The organism is Klebsiella pasteurii (genome assembly GCF_018139045.1).
GTDB classification, from domain to species: Bacteria; Pseudomonadota; Gammaproteobacteria; order Enterobacterales; family Enterobacteriaceae; genus Klebsiella; species Klebsiella grimontii.
Genome location: NZ_CP073236.1, coordinates 1,429,988 through 1,449,258 on the forward strand (window position 1 = coordinate 1,429,988; position 19,271 = coordinate 1,449,258).

Here is a 19,271-nt window from a genome sequence, read left to right on the forward strand (position 1 = left end):
ACAATGATTTACAATGTGAATAATCGCATCACCTGAACATTCTTCCTGCAACGGCAAAGGATTTTTGCTTGTGAAACTGAGTCTTAACACTGCCGGATTGTCGCTCCAGGACCTGGTGTTCGGCGCTTCTGTCTATTTCCCTCCTGTCTTTAAAGCGGTTCTGCTGGGCTTTTTTATCTGGCTGATAGTCCATCGCCAGCTGCGGGACTGGATGTACGCAGGCGAGATCTGGCATCCCCTGTTAATGGACCTCTCCTTCTTTGCGCTCTCCGTCTGTTTGGCGCTGGTTTTACTGACTATCTGGTAATGTTCATTCCATGAAAAAACTAAAATACTTATCCACGCTGCTGGTTGCCGCACTGGCCATTATTGCCGCCTGGCTGGTCTGGAATTACTACACGCAATCCCCATGGACCCGCGACGGCAAGGTGCGCGCCGAACAGGTTGGCGTCACGCCGCAGGTTTCCGGCAGTATCCTGCAGCTAAACGTGCGCGATAACCAGCTGGTGAAGGCCGGAGACGTGCTGTTCAGAATCGACGACACGCCCTATAAAATTGCCCTGCTCAACGCCCGCGCGCAGCTCGCTAAAGCCAAAGCAGAAGTCGCCCGCGCGCAGGCGGAACAGAAAAAAGCCGCCAGCGATGCTAACCGCCGGCGTCATCTTTCCCAGAATTTCATCTCGGCAGAAGATTTAGAAAACGCCAATACCGCGCTGAATACTGCGACGACCAACCTCGAAGCCGCTAAGGCGGTGGTTGGCGTGGCGCAGGCCACGCTCGATCACGCCCAATGGCAGCTCACGCAGACGGAAATCAAAGCGCCGGTTGACGGTTGGGTCACCAATCTCTCGACCCGCGTTGGCGACTACGCCACCGTTGGCCACCCGGTTTTCGCCCTCGTCGACAGCCACTCCTTCTACGTGGTGGGTTATTTTGAAGAAACCAAACTGCGTCATATTCGTCCCGGCGATAGCGCGCAGATTATTCTTTATAGCAGCAAGCAAAAGTTACAGGGTCACGTTAGCAGCATCGGACGCGCGATAGTCGACCAGAGCGTGGAGAGCAGCGGCGGGCTGGTGGCCAATATTAAACCGAATATTCCCTGGGTCCGCCTTGCCCAACGTGTCCCGGTACGCATCGAGTTTGACCATTTGCCGCCGGATACCACTCTGGTCTCCGGTACCACTTGTACCGTTGCCATCGGCGCGCAGTAATGAAGCTACAGGCCCTGTCGTGGCGCGCGCTCCCGTGGATTAAGGCCAGCCGTCCGCAGTGGCGCTATGCCCTGCGCAACGGGATTGCCATGTGCCTGGCGCTGAGCGTCGCCTACTGGCTGAATCTTGACGAACCCTACTGGGCAATGACCTCCGCCGCGGTAGTCAGCTTTCCCACCGTCGGCGGCGTGATTAGCAAAAGCTTCGGGCGTATTGCCGGCAGTCTGCTCGGCGCCTGCGCGGCACTGCTGCTGGCCGGGCACACGCTCAACGATCCGTGGCTGTTTCTCTTCAGCATTTCAGCGTGGATAGCCCTCTGTACCTGGGCCTGCGCGATGTTCACCAATAATGTCGCCTACGCCTTCCAGCTCGCGGGCTATACCTGCGCGATCATCGCTTTTCCGGTTATCAATATCACTGACGCCAACGAACTGTGGACCATCGCCCAGTCGCGCGTCTGTGAGGTTATCGTCGGTATATTGTGCGGTGGGCTGATGATGATGATTCTACCGAGCACGTCCGATGGCGCTACGCTGCTGACGGCGCTGAAAAACATGCACGCGCGCCTGCTGGAACACGCCAGCCTGCTGTGGGTGCCGGAAACCACCGATGCGATCCGCACCGCTCACGAGAGCGTAATTGGGCAAATTCTGACCATGAATTTGCTGCGTATCCAGGCCTTCTGGAGCCACTATCGCTTTCGCCGGCAAAACCCGCTGCTGAACTATCTGCTGCATCAGCAACTGCGAATGACCAGCGTGATTTCGAGCCTGCGGCGGATGCTGCTTAACTGGCCCACCGCCCCCGCCCGCACCCGCGATATCCTCGAGTCACTGCTTAACGAATTAGCGCATACAAACGCCGATGCCTTGAGCGTCGCCCGCATCATCGCCCCACTGGCGCCGCCCGCGGACGCTGATTACCGGCATATCGCCTTCTGGAAGCGTCTGCGCTACTTTTGTCGTCTCTACCTGGTGAGCAGCCGCTGGCTCATGCGCATCGAAAACGCCACCGCGGTGACTGAATTTAACGTGCCTTCTGCGCCAGCGCTGGCCCGCCATACCGACCAGGCCGAAGCCTTGTGGAACGGCGTTCGCACTTTCTGCGCGCTGGTAATGGTCGGCGCATGGGGAATTAGCACCCAGTGGCAGGCCTGCGCCGCGGCCCTGACCCTGGCGGCTATCTGCTGCGTCCTCTATTCGGTCTCTCCTTCACCGTTTAAGTCCTTAACGCTGTTGATGCGCACCCTGATCCTGCTTTCGCTCTTTAGCTTTGGGGTAAAGTTTGGCCTGATGGTGCAGATCACCGATTTATGGCAGTTTCTGCTGTTCCTGTTTCCCCTGCTGACGACCATGCAACTGCTGAAGCTACAGATGCCTAAGCTCGCCGGACTGTGGGGTCAGCTGATTGTCTTTATGGGGTCGTTTATTTCGGTCACCAACCCGCCGGTCTACGATTACGCATCGTTTCTTAACGATAATCTGGGAAAAATCATTGGCGTAGGCCTCGCCTGGCTGGCTTTTGCCATTATCAGCCCAGGTTCGGACGCGCGTAAAAGCCGCCGCCATATCCGTGCGTTACGGCGTCACTTTGTCGACCAGCTCAGCCGCCGCCCGCAGCACAGCGAGCACGAATTTGAATCGCTGGTTTACCACCATATTAGCCAGCTCAGCAATAGCCAGGATGCGCTGGCGCGCCGCTGGCTGCTGCGCTGGGGCGTGGTGTTGCTCAACTGTTCGCACGTGGTGTGGCAGCTACGCGAATGGGAAACCCGCTCCGACCCGCTGTCGCAGGTGCGTGATTTATGTATCAGCCTGCTGCGGGATGTGATGAGCGAGCGCGGGGTACAGCAGCGTCCGCTCGCCTCTACGCTCCAGGAGCTGCAGCGCATCTGCGACGCGCTTAACCACCACCACCAGCCGGCGGCCAAAGAGCTGGCGGCGGTAATCTGGCGGCTGTGGTGCGCGCTCTCCCAGCTGGAGCAGGCGCCTATTGCCGGAACGCTAACGGAAAGAACTACTTAATCACGCCGCAGGCGAACCGCTCGCCGCCGCCTCCAAGGGGCTGCGGGCTATCGGACATATTATCGCCCCCCACGTGAATCATCAGCGCCTTGCCTTTCACCTCATCCAGCGTTTTTAAACGCGGCGCCACCACCGGCTGGGTGGCTTTACCGTCGTTATTGACCACCAGGAATGGCAGATCGCCGAGATGCCCCGCGCCGTCAGGCCCCTCATGCTTTCCTGTTTTTTGCGGATCGTAGTGCCCACCGGCTGCGCCAGCGGCGACGGCTTTGCCCTCTTTAATCGCGGGCTGGCAGCTACCGTTGGCGTGAATATGGAAGCCGTGCTCGCCGGGAGGCAGCGCCTTCAGATCCGGCGTAAACTCCAGTCCTTTCGCGGTTTCGCTGATTTTAACGCTACCGATAGCCTGACCGACACTTTGGCTGGTAACAAGATTGATATCGACGCTTTCACTGGCCGCCTGCGCGCCTGCGCACGCGGCCAGGGTAAGTATGGCGAGAATACATCGTTGCATAACACCTCCTTAATGGCTCTATCGCTATTAAGTGTAGGCCATCGCTGAGGTGTCGGTGTTTACGGTACGTCGTAGCCTAGCGCCGCTTTACGAATGCGGAACCACTGCTGGCGGCTCATGTTTAGCCTTTCAGCAACCACCGCGGATCCCACGCGCTCGATTTTGCCTGAGCCGATGATCGGTAACGGCTGCGATGGCAGCCGCAGGATCCAGGCGTACACCACCTGCTCAATGCTCTCCGCATTCAGCTCCTGAGCAACGCGCGCCAGCTCATCGCGCAGCGGCTGGAAGCTGTCGTCGTTAAACAAACGACCGCCGCCGAGGCAGGACCATGCCATCGGGCGAATACGCAGTTGCTGAAGCTGATCCAGCGTACCGTCAAGCAGCAGCGGCTGATGGACCGGAGAAATTTCCACCTGGTTGGTCGCCAGGGTAAATGGCAGGCGCGACTGCAGCAGGGTAAACTGGGCGGGGGTAAAGTTCGATACGCCGAAGTGACGAACTTTGCCGCTATGGTGAAGGGCCAGGAAGGCTTCCGCCACTTCATCCGCATCCATCAGCGGGTCTGGACGATGGATCAGCAGCAGATCAAGATGGTCGGTTGCCAGATTACGCAGCGACTGTTCGGCGCTGAGAACGATATGGTCACGGTCGGTAATATAGTGGCCGATGGTGTTTTCCGCCCGCGCTTTAGTGGCTATCCCGCATTTGGTGACGATTTCCATCCGGCTGCGCAGATGCGGGGCCAGCTTTAGCGCGTCGCCAAACGCCGCCTCGCAGCGATAGTCGCCATAAATATCGGCGTGATCGATAGTGCTGACGCCCAGATCCAGGTGTTGCTCAATAAAGCTCACCAGCGCTTTAGCGGACATATTCCAGTCCATCAAACGCCAGTAACCCATCACAAAACGAGAAAATTCCGGCCCCTGCGGAGCCATAGCAATACGCTGAACCATAACAGCTTCCTCAACAAAAATGTGCCCTGAGTATACGCAATTTTAGGCTCAAAACAGTGAGGGTTGCTGCGGTTCTTCCGCACTATCCTGCTTAGCTGCGCGTAATTTGCGCAGTAGCCGCTGTCGGCACAAACGCAAAACATCCTGCTTTTGCGCATCGCTCATTTTCTGCCAGTTGAAACGCTCGTCGCGGCTACGCATACACCCCCGACAGTAGCCGCGTTCATCAGACTGACAAATCCCCCGGCACGGACTTTGCACCGGGAAGAACTCCAGTTGTTCAGCCACTTCGCCTCTCCTGCCGCTCATCTCTTTCTTTATTGAAGACGTTTCATTCGCCGTACGCAAATTTTGTTCATCGCCCTCTGCGCCAGGCGGCATTTTTAATTATGACTTGCATTAGACCAATCGGTCTATTACAGTAAGCGCTATGAACAAGCACAGTGAATGCAACACACGCGAACATATCCTGGCCACCGGCGAGCAGCTCTGCATGCATCGGGGATTTACCGGCATGGGGCTGAGTGAACTACTGAAAACAGCGGAAGTGCCAAAAGGCTCTTTCTATCACTATTTTCGCTCAAAAGAAGCCTTTGGCGTTGCGCTGCTCGAACATCATTACGCTGGATACCTTCAGCGCCTGGTGGAGCATTTTGACCACGGTCAGGGAAATTACCGCGACCGACTTTTGGCCTATTATCAGCATACGCTGACGCAATTTTGCCAGCAGGGCATTATTAGCGGCTGTCTGACGGTGAAGCTGTCGGCTGAGGTCTGCGATCTGTCGGAAGATATGCGCGCCGCGATGGATAAAGGCGCCAGCCAAATCATTATCCTGCTGGGCGATGCGCTGGAGAAAGGCCGTCAGGAAGGCAGCCTTGAGTTTGACGGCGACGCGTTCACCCTTTCCCAGGTGCTCTACTCCCTGTGGCTGGGGGCGAATCTGCAGGCCAAGATTACGCGTAGCGCAACGCCGCTGGAAAGCGCCCTTGCCCACGCTAAAAATATTATTGCTGCGCCTGGCGTTTAACAGGCGTTTTTATTTCATCAGTTTCAAGACGACCGGTCTACTCAGGAGTCATTATGTCAGAATCAAAGTTGTTTACCCCGTTGAAAGTGGGTGCGGTAACCGTACCCAACCGCGTATTTATGGCTCCGCTGACGCGTCTGCGCAGCATTGAACCGGGCGATATCCCTACCCCGTTAATGGGCGAATATTACCGTCAGCGCGCAAGCTCCGGCCTGATTATTTCCGAAGCCACCCAGATTTCCGCTCAGGCTAAAGGCTACGCGGGCGCACCGGGTCTGCACAGCCCAGAACAGATTGCAGCGTGGAAAAAAATCACCGCCGGCGTACACGCCGAAAACGGGCGTATTGCCGTACAGCTGTGGCACACCGGGCGTATTTCGCACAGCAGCATCCAGCCTGGCGGCGCCGCCCCGGTGGCACCGTCGGCCATAAGCGCGGGTACCCGTACCTCGCTGCGCGATGAAAACGGCCATGCTATTCGCGTCGACACCTCAATGCCGCGCGCGCTCAACACCGATGAGATCCCGGGGATTGTTGATGATTTCCGTCAGGCGGTAGGCAACGCCCGCGATGCCGGTTTTGACCTTGTCGAACTGCACTCCGCGCACGGCTACCTGCTGCACCAGTTCCTTTCCCCGTCTTCCAACCACCGTACTGACCAGTATGGCGGCAGCGTGGAAAACCGCGCGCGCCTGGTGCTGGAAGTAGTTGATGCGGCGAGTAAAGAGTGGAGCGCCGACCGTATCGGTATTCGCGTTTCGCCTATTGGCAGCTTCCAGAACGTCGATAATGGTCCAAATGAAGAGGCCGATGCGCTCTATCTGATTGAAGAGCTGGCCAAACGCGGTATCGCTTACCTGCACATGTCCGAGCCGGACTGGGCCGGCGGTCAGCCGTATAGCGATGAGTTCCGTCAGAAAGTACGCGACCGTTTTCCCGGCGCCATTATCGGCGCTGGCGCCTACACGGTCGAAAAGGCAAACGATCTGATCGGTAAAGGCCTCATCGATGCCGTGGCCTTTGGTCGCGACTACATTGCCAACCCGGATCTGGTCGCGCGCCTGCAGAAAAAGGCCGCGCTGAATCCACAGCGTCCGGAAAGCTTCTACGGCGGCGGCGCGGAAGGCTATACCGATTACCCGACCCTGTAATCCCTCCATTGATAGCGGCGGGTTATCGCCGCTATACTCAACAGCTCTGCTGTATCAACATAAACTGCATAGGGGACATTATGCGCTTACTTCACACCATGCTGCGCGTTGGCGACCTGCAACGTTCGATTGAGTTTTACACCAACGTACTGGGCATGAAACTGCTGCGCACCAGCGAAAACACGGAGTATAAATACTCGCTGGCATTCGTGGGTTACGGCGAAGAGAGCGATACCGCCGTGATTGAGCTGACCTACAACTGGGGCGTTGATAAGTACGATCTCGGTAGCGCTTATGGCCATATCGCGCTGAGCGTTGAAAACGCGGCCGAAGCCTGCGAGCGTATTCGCCAGAACGGCGGCAACGTGACGCGTGAAGCCGGCCCGGTCAAAGGCGGTACCACCGTCATCGCCTTCGTCGAAGATCCGGATGGTTATAAAATCGAACTGATCGAAGAGAAAGACGCCGGTAAGGGTCTCGGCAATTAATCTGCTCGGGCACCCGCGGTGCCCGCTGTTTTATCCCCCCGCCTGCTGCAAGGCGCGGCAAAATTTGCCATAATGCGCGCTACTTTTTTCCAGCTAAGAGAATCTGATGTCCGAGAACGTTCAACTTAATGGTCTGTGCGACCGTTTTCGCGGTTTTTATCCTGTGGTAATCGATGTTGAAACCGCTGGGTTTAATGCCAAAACCGACGCCCTGCTGGAGATCGCCGCTATTACGTTGAAAATGGATGAGGAAGGCTGGCTGATGCCGGACGAAACGCTGCATTTTCATGTTGAACCTTTTGAGGGCGCCAACCTGCAGCCCGAAGCCCTGGCTTTTAACGGTATTAACCCCAACGACCCCGAGCGCGGCGCGGTAAGCGAATACGATGCGCTGCACGCGATTTTCAAAATGGTCCGTAAAGGGATGAAAGATAGCGACTGCAGCCGCGCGATCATGGTTGCGCATAACGCCACGTTCGATCACGGGTTTACCATGGCGGCGGCAGAGCGCGCGGGGCTGAAACGTAATCCGTTCCACCCGTTCGTCACCTTCGATACCGCGGCCCTGAGCGGTCTGGCGCTGGGTCAAACGGTGCTGTCGAAAGCCTGTATTGCCGCAGGAATGGCGTTTGATGGTACCCAGGCGCACTCCGCGCTATATGATACCGAACAAACCGCCCAGCTGTTCTGCGAAATCGTCAACCGCTGGAAGCGGCTCGGCGGTTGGCCATTGCCGATGGCCGAAGAATAAACGATAAAAAAAGCGACTTCATCGGAAGTCGCTTTTTTATTAGCAGCAGAATTACTCCGCTTTCGGCTCGTCAGTTTTGTACTTAGCGGCCGTTTCTTTAATCAGCTGCTGCAATTCGCCGCGCTGATACATTTCAATCACGATGTCACAGCCGCCGACCAGCTCGCCGTCCACCCACAGCTGCGGGAAGGTTGGCCAGTTAGCGTATTTCGGCAGCTCTGCGCGGATGTCCGGGTTTTGCAGGATATCGACGTAGGCAAAACGTTCGCCACAGGCGGACAGTGCCTGCACGGCCTGTGCGGAGAAACCGCAGCTTGGCAGTTTCGGTGACCCTTTCATGTACAGCAGGATCGGGTTTTCAGCGATTTGATGTTGGATTTTTTCTAAAGTCGTGCTCATTGTCGTGCTTCCTCAAACTTCTCTACGGCAGTAATTTGTCATTGTAGCGTCCTGAACGCAGGACCGATAATAACATTTTTTTCACTTGCCACATTTTATCTTCTGTAGGCCAAAGTTGCCTCAAAAATATCATTTTATTGCTATACGCGGCAACGCGTTGCGTGCTTTTCATGCGCCGGAGGCGCTGACGGAAGCATTTTTTTGCAAATGTTAACCAAACGAGACTTTAGATACAAAAGAGTAGTAACTCTCCACGATTTTATGCTTTAGAATCGATGCGGTTTGTCATTCATCGTCAGGCATCTGTATATGTCTGTAATTTAATCAGGGGAGTGCTCAGTGGCGCGTCTTAACAAAATCGCGATTTCGCTCTGTGCATTACTTTTTACATCTATTTCACTGACGCCGCTGGCGCATGCTTCCGGGCATACGCACGCTTCGGCCACGCCAAAAGCGCATCCGGCCAAGGGCACGACCGCAGAGCGTAAGAAAAAAGTAGTCAATTCCAAAAGTAAAACTACCGCCAAAACCCCCAGCAAGAAAACGTCAACCGCCAGCCGTAGCAAATCAGCCGCGTCACGCCAGACCGCCAGCGTCACCAAAAAATGCGTCCTGCGCAAAGGCTATAAAAAACTGTGCGCCAGCTCGACAAGGTCGATAGCAGAAAGCAAGATGGCAACGGCGAGCGTGCAGAAAAAGTGCGTGGTGCGTAAAGGCTATAAAACTCGCTGCAAACCCATCGCCGATGAGCCGCAGCTGACTATCGCCGATGCGCATAAGGCGCGGGTACAAAAAGCGCAAAGCACCGCGATGTCAAAGCTGATGGATCAGATTGGTAAACCCTATCGCTGGGGCGGTACTTCCCCGCGCACCGGGTTTGATTGTAGCGGTCTGGTCTATTATGCCTATAAAGACCTGGTTAAAATCCATATTCCACGCACCGCCAATGAGATGTATCACCTGCGCGACGCCCGTCCGGTGGATCGCGGTGAGCTACAAAGCGGGGATCTCGTCTTTTTCCGTACCCGCGGGCGCGGGACTGCCGATCACGTCGGCGTTTACGTGGGCAACGGCAAATTTATCCAGTCTCCGCGCACCGGCCGCGATATTCAGATCACCTCATTAAGCGACGATTACTGGGTACGTCACTACGTCGGCGCGCGTCGCGTTATGACGCCGAAAACCATTCGCTAAATATGCCTTGCCGCTTCAGCGGCAGGGTAACGCTCTCTTTTGCCACATCTTTTAATTTGCTACTATTACCCTGCGCAATACATGGTTATTGCGCGTACAAACTATAAAAAGGAGAGTAGCAATGTCGTTCGAATTACCTGCATTACCATATGCAAAAGACGCCCTGGCGCCGCACATTTCCGCAGAAACCCTGGAATACCATTACGGTAAACACCACCAGGCCTACGTCACCAACCTGAATAACCTGATCAAAGGCACCGCGTTTGAAGGGAAAACCCTGGAAGAGATCGTGCGTTCTTCCGATGGCGGCGTCTTCAACAACGCCGCGCAGGTCTGGAACCACACCTTCTACTGGAACTGCCTCGCGCCAAACGCTGGCGGCGAACCGCAAGGCGAACTGGCGGCGGCTATCGCTAAATCATTCGGCAGCTTCGCTGATTTCAAAGCCAAATTCACCGACGCGGCGGCAAAAAACTTCGGCGCAGGCTGGACCTGGCTGGTGAAAAACGCCGATGGTAGCCTGGCCATTGTCTCCACCAGCAACGCGGGTACGCCGCTGACCAGCGACGCCACTCCGCTGCTGACCGTGGATGTCTGGGAACACGCTTATTACATCGACTACCGGAACGCTCGTCCGAACTATCTGGAACACTTCTGGGCGCTGGTAAACTGGAAGTTTGTTGCCGCTAACCTGGCAGCATAAAAGCAAACCGCAGAAGCCATACGGCTTCTGCGGTTCTTATCTCACTTCTCGCGATCTTAACGGTTAGCGAACGCCTCTTCCGGCTGCGTCCGACCGCTGAACAGCACCAGCAGCAGCGCAACGCCCGCGATAATCGCCCCCATCACCGGGACAAACGTATAGCCCAGGCCGCCGCTAATGACCGCGCCTCCCGCCGCCGCTCCCAACGCGTTTCCAAGGTTGAAAGCCCCGATATTGACCGACGACGACAGCCCCGGCGCTTCGTGAGCCACGCGCATCACTCGCATCTGCAAAGGCGGCACCACCGCAAAAGTCGCCGCGCCCCAGACAACCATACTGATAGCGGCGCCCACCTGCGATTGCGCCAGCAGCGGAATCGCCAGCATGATAACCATCAGCAGCAGCAGAAACCCCTTCAGTGTCCCGGAAACGGAGCGGTCAGCAAATTTACCGCCAAGGTAGTTGCCCAGCGAAAAGCCCACGCCGATCAGCACCAGCATCGCGGTGACAAACAGCGGAGAGGCGTTGGTAATGGTATGCAGAACCGGGGAAATATAGGTATAGAGCGTAAACATCGCCCCTGCCCCCAGCACGGTAGTCAGCAGCGCAGATAGCACCTGCGGACGCATCAGCACCGAAAGCTCCTGCTTCACGTTTGGGCGCTCGCCGACGCTGCCCTTCGGTAAGGAAAACCACAGGCCGATTATCGCCACCACGCCCAGCCCCGCCGTTGCAAGGAACGACATTCGCCAGCCGATGGTTTCGCCCAGCCAGGTTGCTGCGGGTACGCCGCCGATGTTGGCGATCGTCAGCCCCATAAACATCGTCGCCACCGCGCTGGCCTGCTTATGTTTTGGCACTACGCTTGCCGCCACCACCGAGCCCAAGCCAAAGAAAGCGCCGTGGTTAAGGCTGGTAATGATCCGCGACAGCAGCAGCGTGGTGTAATCCGGCGCAATGGAAGAGAGCACGTTGCCAAGGGTAAAAATCGCCATCAGGAAAATCAGCGCATTTCTGCGCGCGCGGTGGGAGAGCAGCAGCGTCATCAGCGGCGCGCCGACCATTACCCCGATGGCATAGGCGCTAATCAGCATTCCCGCCGCCGGAATCGAAACGTCCACGCCTTTAGCGATTACCGGTAATAGCCCCATCGGGGAAAATTCGGTCGTGCCGATGCCAAAGGCACCAATCGCCAGCGCGAGCAGGGGAAAGTTGATTTTCATGCAGGGACTCCATCAGGCCGCCTTCCGCGACGGCATCTCATCAGAAGTCAAAAGCATGACATCAATCACAGAAAAACAAAAGTGAACGAAATGGCAAAAGATTTTTGCGAAAATGATAATAATAGGTGGAGCAAAGGGAGAGCAGCCCCTCCCTTATCGCAGAACTAGTGCAGTACTGCGGTCAAACCTGCGGCAACAATCAAACCCAAAACAATAATCGTTGTTGTCAGCGAAAACTTTAAATTTGTATCCATCAATTTTTCCCCCTGATTATCCCCACATGAAAAGTGAGCTTGCTCATTTTTACACAGAATAGCGTAAAAATCTTCCGAGATTTAGAGTGATGCACATTTTTGCTCTTCCCCTTTGCCCCAAGATCGGACAAAATCCCACGCTAATTTGAAAGCGTATCGGCCATTGACCCCTTCCTGTCGTTCTGTGTCGTTTTCCCGACGTGATGCCATGCTCAATTTTGGCGTCAGGGTGTGTACAGGCAAACGTTTACGTACCGATAAACAGACGATCAGGTCAAGGTCTGGAGTGAGAAGTAATGGCAACTATTAAAGATGTAGCGAAGCGCGCAAACGTTTCCACTACAACAGTGTCACATGTGATTAACAAAACCCGATTCGTTGCGGAAGAGACGCGCAATGCGGTGTGGGCGGCAATAAAAGAACTGCATTACTCCCCCAGCGCCGTTGCCCGCAGCCTGAAGGTCAATCACACCAAGTCTATTGGTCTGCTGGCGACCAGCAGCGAAGCGGCCTATTTCGCTGAGATTATCGAAGCCGTCGAGAAAAGCTGCTTCCAGAAGGGCTACACCCTGATCCTCGGTAACGCATGGAACGACCCGGAGAAACAGCGCGCCTATCTGTCAATGATGGCGCAGAAACGCGTAGACGGCCTGCTGGTGATGTGTTCTGAGTATCCGGAATCGGTGTTAAGCATGCTGGAAGAGTATCGCCATATCCCGATGGTGGTGATGGACTGGGGCGAGGCAAAAGCCGACTTCACCGACTCGGTCGTCGATAACGCCTTCGAGGGCGGCTATATCGCCGGACGCTACCTGGTTGAGCGCGGCCATCGCGACATCGGCGTGATCCCCGGCCCGCTGGAGCGTAACACCGGCGCAGGCCGGCTGGCGGGTTTTATGAAAGCGATGGAAGAGGCGCAGATTAACGTCCCGGAGAACTGGATTGTGCAGGGTGATTTCGAGCCGGAATCCGGCTACCGCGCCATGCAGCAAATTCTCGCCCAGCATCCTCGCCCAACGGCCATCTTCTGCGGCGGGGATATTATGGCGATGGGCGCCATCTGCGCGGCTGATGAAATGGGCCTGCGCGTGCCGCAGGATATTTCACTGATCGGTTATGATAACGTGCGCAACGCTCGCTACTTTAGCCCGGCGCTGACCACCATTCATCAGCCTAAAGACTCTCTTGGCGAAGCGGCCTTTAATATGCTGCTGGACCGTATCGTCAATAAGCGTGAAGTCTCGCAGTCGATTGAAGTCCATCCGCGTCTGGTCGAGCGCCGTTCCGTGGCCGACGGTCCGTTTGTCGATTACCGCCGTTAGCCCTGCTTGCGGCGTCGGTTATTCCGGCGCCCGCAGCCACTCCCGGTTTAGCGTTTCGCTATCGCCAAGATAATCCAGTAACCAGAGCAGCGCCGGCGAAGCGTCGCTTTGCTGCCACGTCAGGCAGCATGCGGCATCCGGGAAGGGGTTCTCCAGCTCCAGCGCCGTCCATTCACCGCTATCCAGCCACGGACGCGCTAAATGCCCGGGCACCATACCGACGCACAGTCCGGCGGAGAGGCAGGTTTCAGAAGCATCCCAGTCCGGCACGACGACCCTCTTCTGGTTATCGAGCAGCCACGTGGTCCGCTTTGGCAGCGAGCGTGACGTATCCTCTCTGACCAGCGACGGCCAGTTGCGCAACACGTCATCGCTCAAAGGCCCCGCCATTTTTGCCAGCGGATGGTGGCTCGCAACGACGCAGTCCCAGCTCAGCATCCCCATATCGCGGAAGGCGTAGCGTCCCCCTACCGGAATTGAGCGCGTCGCGCCGATGGCTAACTCCACGCGACCGTCGGCGAGCGCATCCCAGACGCCGTTGAACACTTCCTGAAAGACGATCAGCTCGACGTCATCAAAATGGCGATAAAAATCAACGATCATCTGCCGCATACGCGTGGGTTTAACGATGTTATCAACCGCGATAGAGAGCTGCCCGCGCCAGCCGTTGGCGATCTGCTGGCACTGCTGGCGGGTGATCTGCATTTTTTTGATAACAGATCGCCCTTCCTGTAAAAACCAGACGCCGGCCGGCGTTAATTCCACATCCCGATGGCGGCGTTCGAACAGCGGCACCGCCAGCCACTCCTCCAGCTGACGTACGGTATAGCTGACGGCCGAGGGTACGCGGTGCAGTTCCTGGGCGGCGGCGCTAAAGCTGCCGTTGCGGGCGACAGCATCGACAACCTCAAGCGAGTATTCAGACCACATTTTCTGCCTACAAAATTTTTGAACTCATCTGACAAATATTAGCGTTTCACAAGCCTTAATGCACTCCCTACACTCTGCGCCATCGTACCTGCACAATAAAAAGAGAACGTTATGCAACAACCTGGGAAAGGATTTTTAGTCTGGCTGGCTGGCCTCAGCGTACTGGGCTTTCTGGCCACCGATATGTATCTTCCGGCTTTCGCCGCCATGCAACAGGATCTGAATACTTCCGCCGCCTCGGTCAGCGCCAGCCTGAGCCTGTTCCTGGCGGGCTTTGCGCTTGGGCAGCTCTTCTGGGGCCCCATTTCCGATCGCTACGGCCGTAAGCCGGTGCTGCTGAGCGGCCTGGCTATCTTTGCTGTCGGCTGCCTGGGGATGCTGTGGGTGCGCGATGCCGGCCTGATGCTGGCGCTGCGCTTTATCCAGGCTCTGGGGGTTTGCGCCGCCGCGGTGACCTGGCAGGCGATGGTAACCGATTATTACCCCGCGCAAAGAACCAACCGCATTTTCGCCGCCATTATGCCGCTGGTTGGTTTATCGCCGGCGCTGGCGCCGCTGCTTGGCAGCTGGCTGCTGGTTCACTTCGAATGGCAGGCAATTTTTGCCGTTCTGTTCGCCATTACCCTACTGCTGATGCTGCCGGCCCTGCGCCTGAAGCCGGCGAATAAACCGATCGTCAGCGCCCAGAAGAAGCTCACCTTCCTCGCCCTGCTGCGCTCGCGGGAATATAGCGGTAACGTGCTGATCTACGCCGCCTGTTCCGCCAGCTTTTTCGCCTGGCTCACGGGCTCGCCGTTTATTCTCCATGAAATGGGCTACGGCCCGACCGTTATTGGCCTGAGCTATGTTCCACAGACTATCGCGTTTCTGGTGGGCGGTTACGGCTGCCGCGCGGCGCTGCAAAAATGGCAGGGGCAGCAAATTCTTCCCTGGCTGCTGGCGATTTTTGCCGTCAGCGTCGCCGCCACCTGGCTGGTTGGCCTGCGGGAGAACGCGACGCTTATTGGGCTGATGATTCCGTTCTGCGCCATGGCGGTGGTGAACGGAGGTATTTATCCGATCGTCGTCGCGCAGGCCCTGAAGCCATTCCCGCAGGCGACCGGGCGTGCTGCGGCGCTGCAAAACACTCTGCAGCTTGGTCTCTGTTTCCTGACCAGCCTGCTGGTTTCTACGCTGATTGCCACGCCGCTGCAAACGACCACCAGCGTGATGCTGGTCTCCATCGTGCTGGCCGGCATAGGTTACCGCATGCAGTATAAAGCCGCGCATCCTGCAACAGAATCGTCACATGCGTAAGCTATTCTGCTGATAGTTATAGAATTCAGTAGTTAGCTTGCTAAGATATTTTTGTTGAAAGCCTGTTTTTAGCGGCCTATACTGGATCCGGCATCACATAAATAGAAAGATTAATTGATTAAACGGGAGCAGGATGCATCCCGTTTCCCCATGGAAGGCCTTTCGGCAAGGGTTACCTCCCTTCCTCTGTTCTACGTCGGATAGCAGCCTCACGGATTATCCGTGAGATTTCTCACAAAGCCAAAAAAGCGTCTACGCTGTTTTAAGGTTCTGATCACTTGGGCGTGATGGAGAAGCTATGAGTTCATCGTGTATAGAAGAAGTAGTCAGTGTACCAAATGATGATTGGTACCGAATTGCAGCTGAATTATTAGGCCGTGCGGGCATCGAAATTAATGGTCCTGCCCCTTCCGATCTACGGATTAAAAACCCGCTCTTTTTTAAGCGTGTTTTGCAGGAGGGGTCGCTGGGGCTAGGCGAAAGCTATATGGACGGCTGGTGGGATTGTGAACGGCTGGATATATTTTTCCATAAAGTTTTACGCGCCGGACTGGAAAATCAGCTTCCCCATCATTTCAAAGATACCTTGCGTATCGCCAGCGCACGCTTATTCAATCTGCAAAGTAAAAAACGGTCCTGGATTGTCGGCAAGGAGCATTACGATTTAGGTAACGATCTGTTCAGCCGCATGCTTGACCCTTATATGCAGTATTCCTGCGCGTACTGGAAAGACGCGGAAACTCTTGATGACGCACAGCAGGCCAAATTAGATCTCATCTGCCGTAAACTTGAGCTTGAGCCCGGCATGCGGGTGCTGGATATCGGCTGCGGCTGGGGCGGGTTGGCCTACTACATGGCCAAAAATTACCAGGTTAGCGTGGTGGGCGTTACCATTTCGGCGGAGCAGCAGAAAATGGCGCAGCAGCGCTGCGCTGACCTCGACGTCACCATCCTCCTCCAGGACTATCGCGACCTGCACGAGAGCTTTGACCGTATTGTTTCAGTCGGCATGTTCGAACACGTCGGACCTAAAAATTACGCCACCTATTTTGATGTGGTCGATCGTAATCTGAAGCCCGAAGGTCGTTTCCTGCTCCATACCATCGGCTCGAAAAAAACCGACCATAGTGTTGACCCCTGGATCAACAAATATATCTTCCCTAACGGCTGTTTGCCGTCGGTGCGCCATATTGCCGAAGCCAGCGAATCGCATTTTGTTATGGAAGACTGGCATAATTTCGGCGCCGACTACGACACCACGCTTATGGCCTGGTATGAGCGCTTCCTTAATAGCTGGCCGGAAATTGCCGACAACTACTCAGAACGCTTTAAACGCATGTTCAGCTATTACCTGAATGCCTGCGCCGGCGCTTTCCGCGCGCGCGATATTCAGCTGTGGCAGGTGGTTTTTTCTCGCGGAGCCGAACACGGTCTGCGCGTGGCCCGCTAAAAATTTCCCCCGCTTCGGCGGGGGAATTTATTATTCGGCCGCCGTTTTCAGCGCCGCTTCTGCTTCTTTCGCCGCCAGCACGCGCTCAACAGTATCAATGACCGCCTGCGTCTGCGGATCGATTTCAATATTCACCCGATCGCCCAGCTTTTTCACCCCAAGCGTGGTGCGCTGCAGCGTTTCCGGAATTAAATGCACGCAGAACCGGGTTGGCGTCACTTCACCGACGGTGAGGCTAATCCCATCGACGCCGATATATCCTTTGTAGAGGATATATTTCATCAACGTCGGGTCCTGAACCTTAAACCAAATCTGGCGATTATTTTCTGAGGTCAGAATTTTCACCACCTCCGCGGTGGTCATAATATGACCTGACATCAGGTGACCGCCAATTTCATCGCTGAATTTGGCCGCGCGCTCAACGTTGACGCTGTCGCCCTCGCGGATCGCGCCCAGATTGGTTATCCGCAAGGTCTCTTTCATCAGATCAAAACTTACTCGCGGACCATTGATATCGGTGACCGTCAAGCAGCAGCCGTTGTGCGCTACCGAAGCGCCTGTTTCAAGCCCCGCGAGCATATGCTCAGGCAGCTCCACAACGTGGGTGCGAAAGTTGGGTTTTTCATCAATAGCCACCACTTTGGCGGTCCCCTGCACAATACCGGTAAACATATTTTGCTCCTGTATAAATTCGTGACGGTATCAGTACCGTTTTCGGCTATGACGAACAATAACAGCTGGCAAAACAGGTTGCCAGCGCACAACGTGCAGAGGAATTTTTTCACTGGCTAAATGGCTAATCCTCGCTACAATAGTCTGGCAAATCCCTCTGCTTTTTCTTCTTGCTGCCCTTGATGGCGGCTTTTTTAGTCCTCCAATAACAACAATATATAGGTGTTCACGTGCAGAAGTATTTTATTGAAGCGCGTCAGTTATTAGCACTGGCTATACCCGTTATTCTTGCTCAGGTCGCCCAAACCGCCATGGGCTTTGTCGATACCGTGATGGCGGGCGGCTATAGCGCCACCGATATGGCGGCCGTTGCCATCGGCACTTCCATCTGGCTACCGGCGATCCTCTTTGGCCACGGCCTGCTGCTGGCCCTGACGCCCGTTATTGCTCAGTTGAATGGTTCCGGCCGTCGTGATCGTATCGCCCACCAGGTGCGCCAGGGATTCTGGCTGGCCGGCTTCGTCTCCGTCCTGGTGATGGTCGTGCTGTGGAACGCCGGTTACATTATCAGCTCAATGCATAACATCGACCCGGCGATGGCGGACAAAGCGGTCGGCTACCTGCGCGCGCTGCTGTGGGGCGCGCCCGGCTATCTGTTCTTTCAGGTTGCCCGTAACCAATGTGAAGGGCTGGCGAAAACCAAGCCGGGTATGGTCATGGGATTTATCGGCCTGCTGGTCAACATTCCGGTGAACTACATTTTTATCTACGGTCACTTCGGTATGCCGGAACTTGGCGGGATTGGCTGTGGCGTAGCGACGGCATCGGTTTACTGGGTGATGTTTTTCAGCATGCTGTTCTGGGTACGCCGCGCGCGTTCGATGCGTGATATTCATCTCCAGGAGCGATTCAGCAAACCGGATTTCGCCGTCATTCAGCGTCTGGTGCAGCTAGGCCTGCCGATTGCGCTGGCGCTGTTTTTCGAAGTCACGCTGTTTGCCGTCGTGGCGCTGCTGGTCTCGCCGTTGGGGATCGTTGACGTGGCCGGGCATCAGATTGCCCTTAACTTCAGCTCGCTGATGTTCGTTTTACCGCTCTCGCTAGCGGCAGCGGTGACGATTCGCGTAGGCTTCCGTCTCGGGCAGGGTTCAACGCTGGAGGCTCAGACCTCAGCCAGAACCGGCGTCGGCGTTGGGGTGTGCATGGCCGTTTTCACGGCGGTGTTCACCATTCTGATGCGTAAGCAAATTGCGCTGCTGTATAACGACAATCCCGAGGTCGTGGCCCTGGCGTCCCAGCTAATGCTGCTCGCGGCCATCTACCAGATTTCCGACTCCGTTCAGGTGATCGGCAGCGGGATCCTGCGCGGCTATAAAGACACGCGTTCCATCTTCTTTATTACCTTTACCGCCTACTGGGTATTGGGTCTGCCGAGCGGCTACCTGCTGGCCCTGACCGATCTGATCGTGCCGCGCATGGGCCCCGCCGGTTTCTGGTGCGGATTTATTATTGGTCTCACCTCCGCCGCCGTGATGATGATGCTGCGTATGCGTTTCCTGCAACGTCAGCCTTCCAGCATCATTTTACAACGCGCTGCGCGCTAGCCCGCGGCGAAACCCCACGGCGCTGATTCAGCGCCGTTTTCTCGTGCTGGTGAAGAAATATTCTTTTGCATCAGTAAAATATAACCAATATGGATA

The 19,271-nt window shown here is 55.9% G+C and carries 21 protein-coding genes; 13 read left to right on the top strand and 8 right to left on the bottom strand.

The genetic code is table 11. From position 1 onward, the window contains the following. Positions 1–70: 70 nt before the first annotated feature. Genes KCG39_RS06750 through KCG39_RS06760 form a run of 3 tightly spaced genes read left to right on the top strand, consistent with a single transcriptional unit; the run spans position 71 to position 3,238 of the window. Complete coding sequence (locus KCG39_RS06750) at positions 71–307, top strand: DUF1656 domain-containing protein (RefSeq protein WP_004119481.1); 237 nt, start codon at positions 71–73, stop codon at positions 305–307. A 10-nt stretch (positions 308–317) separates the two neighbouring features. Next, complete coding sequence (locus KCG39_RS06755; protein ID WP_004119479.1) at positions 318–1,214, top strand: efflux RND transporter periplasmic adaptor subunit; 897 nt, start codon at positions 318–320, stop codon at positions 1,212–1,214. Further along, the gene (locus KCG39_RS06760; RefSeq protein WP_142468145.1) at positions 1,214–3,238 is read left to right on the top strand and encodes an FUSC family protein; all 2,025 of its coding nucleotides are present in this window, start codon (positions 1,214–1,216) and stop codon (positions 3,236–3,238) included. The genes KCG39_RS06755 and KCG39_RS06760 overlap by 1 nt, the downstream gene beginning before the upstream one ends. On the opposite strand, the gene sodC is transcribed toward KCG39_RS06760, so the two are convergent. The 3 genes from sodC to KCG39_RS06775 are packed head-to-tail and all read right to left on the bottom strand — an operon-like array spanning position 3,231 to position 5,017. Further along, positions 3,231–3,752: a superoxide dismutase [Cu-Zn] SodC gene (gene sodC, locus KCG39_RS06765; RefSeq protein WP_004119475.1), complete on the bottom strand. Its 522-nt coding sequence runs from the start codon at positions 3,750–3,752 to the stop codon at positions 3,231–3,233. The genes KCG39_RS06760 and sodC overlap by 8 nt on opposite strands. A 59-nt stretch (positions 3,753–3,811) precedes the next feature. Beyond that, complete coding sequence (locus KCG39_RS06770; RefSeq protein ID WP_123829242.1) at positions 3,812–4,708, bottom strand: aldo/keto reductase; 897 nt, start codon at positions 4,706–4,708, stop codon at positions 3,812–3,814. A 48-nt stretch (positions 4,709–4,756) separates the two neighbouring features. Next, positions 4,757–5,017, bottom strand: a complete 261-nt coding sequence (locus tag KCG39_RS06775; protein ID WP_162140793.1) for a DUF1289 domain-containing protein — start codon at positions 5,015–5,017, stop codon at positions 4,757–4,759. A 121-nt stretch (positions 5,018–5,138) separates the two neighbouring features. Between KCG39_RS06775 and KCG39_RS06780 the strand changes: the two genes are divergently transcribed. The 4 genes from KCG39_RS06780 (at position 5,139) to rnt (ending at position 8,128) form a co-directional block, all read left to right on the top strand. After that, positions 5,139–5,738, top strand: a complete 600-nt coding sequence (locus KCG39_RS06780; protein ID WP_004119473.1) for a TetR/AcrR family transcriptional regulator — start codon at positions 5,139–5,141, stop codon at positions 5,736–5,738. Positions 5,739–5,791: 53 nt separating this feature from the next. Next, entirely contained in the window at positions 5,792–6,889 is a 1,098-nt protein-coding gene (gene nemA, locus KCG39_RS06785) for an alkene reductase (RefSeq protein ID WP_087828204.1), read from the top strand. 80 nt (positions 6,890–6,969) lie between these two features. Beyond that, positions 6,970–7,377, top strand: coding sequence for a lactoylglutathione lyase (gene gloA / locus KCG39_RS06790; protein ID WP_004119471.1), 408 nt, complete (start codon positions 6,970–6,972; stop codon positions 7,375–7,377). Between the two features lie 106 nt (positions 7,378–7,483). After that, positions 7,484–8,128 carry a ribonuclease T gene (rnt, locus tag KCG39_RS06795; RefSeq protein WP_004119470.1) on the top strand — a complete coding sequence of 215 codons (645 nt, stop codon included), beginning with the start codon at positions 7,484–7,486 and terminating at the stop codon, positions 8,126–8,128. Between the two features lie 51 nt (positions 8,129–8,179). Here the strand turns inward: rnt and grxD are convergent, their stop codons facing one another. Continuing rightward, positions 8,180–8,527: a monothiol glutaredoxin 4 gene (gene grxD / locus KCG39_RS06800; protein WP_004119469.1), complete on the bottom strand. Its 348-nt coding sequence runs from the start codon at positions 8,525–8,527 to the stop codon at positions 8,180–8,182. A gap of 339 nt (positions 8,528–8,866) precedes the next feature. On the opposite strand from grxD, the gene KCG39_RS06805 reads away from it, so the two are divergent. Both KCG39_RS06805 and sodB read left to right on the top strand, forming a co-directional pair. After that, positions 8,867–9,721 (top strand): C40 family peptidase, encoded by an 855-nt coding sequence (locus KCG39_RS06805; protein ID WP_142468146.1) that lies wholly within the window; start codon positions 8,867–8,869, stop codon positions 9,719–9,721. A gap of 121 nt (positions 9,722–9,842) precedes the next feature. After that, complete coding sequence (gene sodB, locus KCG39_RS06810; RefSeq protein WP_004119467.1) at positions 9,843–10,424, top strand: superoxide dismutase [Fe]; 582 nt, start codon at positions 9,843–9,845, stop codon at positions 10,422–10,424. 56 nt (positions 10,425–10,480) lie between these two features. Here the strand turns inward: sodB and KCG39_RS06815 are convergent, their stop codons facing one another. Then, positions 10,481–11,647, bottom strand: coding sequence for an MFS transporter (locus KCG39_RS06815; RefSeq protein ID WP_139528801.1), 1,167 nt, complete (start codon positions 11,645–11,647; stop codon positions 10,481–10,483). A 164-nt stretch (positions 11,648–11,811) separates the two neighbouring features. Further along, a complete protein-coding gene (gene cydH, locus KCG39_RS06820) occupies positions 11,812–11,901 on the bottom strand; it encodes a cytochrome bd-I oxidase subunit CydH (protein WP_049082851.1) in 90 nt (29 codons plus the stop codon). Positions 11,902–12,197: 296 nt separating this feature from the next. Between cydH and purR the strand changes: the two genes are divergently transcribed. Further along, positions 12,198–13,223 carry an HTH-type transcriptional repressor PurR gene (purR, locus tag KCG39_RS06825; protein WP_004119465.1) on the top strand — a complete coding sequence of 342 codons (1,026 nt, stop codon included), beginning with the start codon at positions 12,198–12,200 and terminating at the stop codon, positions 13,221–13,223. 18 nt (positions 13,224–13,241) lie between these two features. On the opposite strand, the gene punR is transcribed toward purR, so the two are convergent. Beyond that, a complete protein-coding gene (gene punR, locus KCG39_RS06830; RefSeq protein WP_004119464.1) occupies positions 13,242–14,153 on the bottom strand; it encodes a DNA-binding transcriptional activator PunR in 912 nt (303 codons plus the stop codon). A 111-nt stretch (positions 14,154–14,264) separates the two neighbouring features. On the opposite strand from punR, the gene punC reads away from it, so the two are divergent. After that, complete coding sequence (gene punC / locus KCG39_RS06835; protein WP_004119461.1) at positions 14,265–15,449, top strand: purine nucleoside transporter PunC; 1,185 nt, start codon at positions 14,265–14,267, stop codon at positions 15,447–15,449. A gap of 298 nt (positions 15,450–15,747) precedes the next feature. Further along, positions 15,748–16,899: a cyclopropane fatty acyl phospholipid synthase gene (cfa, locus tag KCG39_RS06840; RefSeq protein WP_004119456.1), complete on the top strand. Its 1,152-nt coding sequence runs from the start codon at positions 15,748–15,750 to the stop codon at positions 16,897–16,899. 30 nt (positions 16,900–16,929) lie between these two features. Here the strand turns inward: cfa and KCG39_RS06845 are convergent, their stop codons facing one another. Continuing rightward, positions 16,930–17,571: a riboflavin synthase gene (locus tag KCG39_RS06845; RefSeq protein WP_004119454.1), complete on the bottom strand. Its 642-nt coding sequence runs from the start codon at positions 17,569–17,571 to the stop codon at positions 16,930–16,932. 230 nt (positions 17,572–17,801) lie between these two features. Here KCG39_RS06845 and mdtK point away from each other — a divergent pair, with 230 nt between their 5' ends. Continuing rightward, positions 17,802–19,175 (top strand): MdtK family multidrug efflux MATE transporter, encoded by a 1,374-nt coding sequence (gene mdtK / locus KCG39_RS06850; RefSeq protein ID WP_004119451.1) that lies wholly within the window; start codon positions 17,802–17,804, stop codon positions 19,173–19,175. The last annotated feature ends 96 nt before the right edge of the window (positions 19,176–19,271 follow it).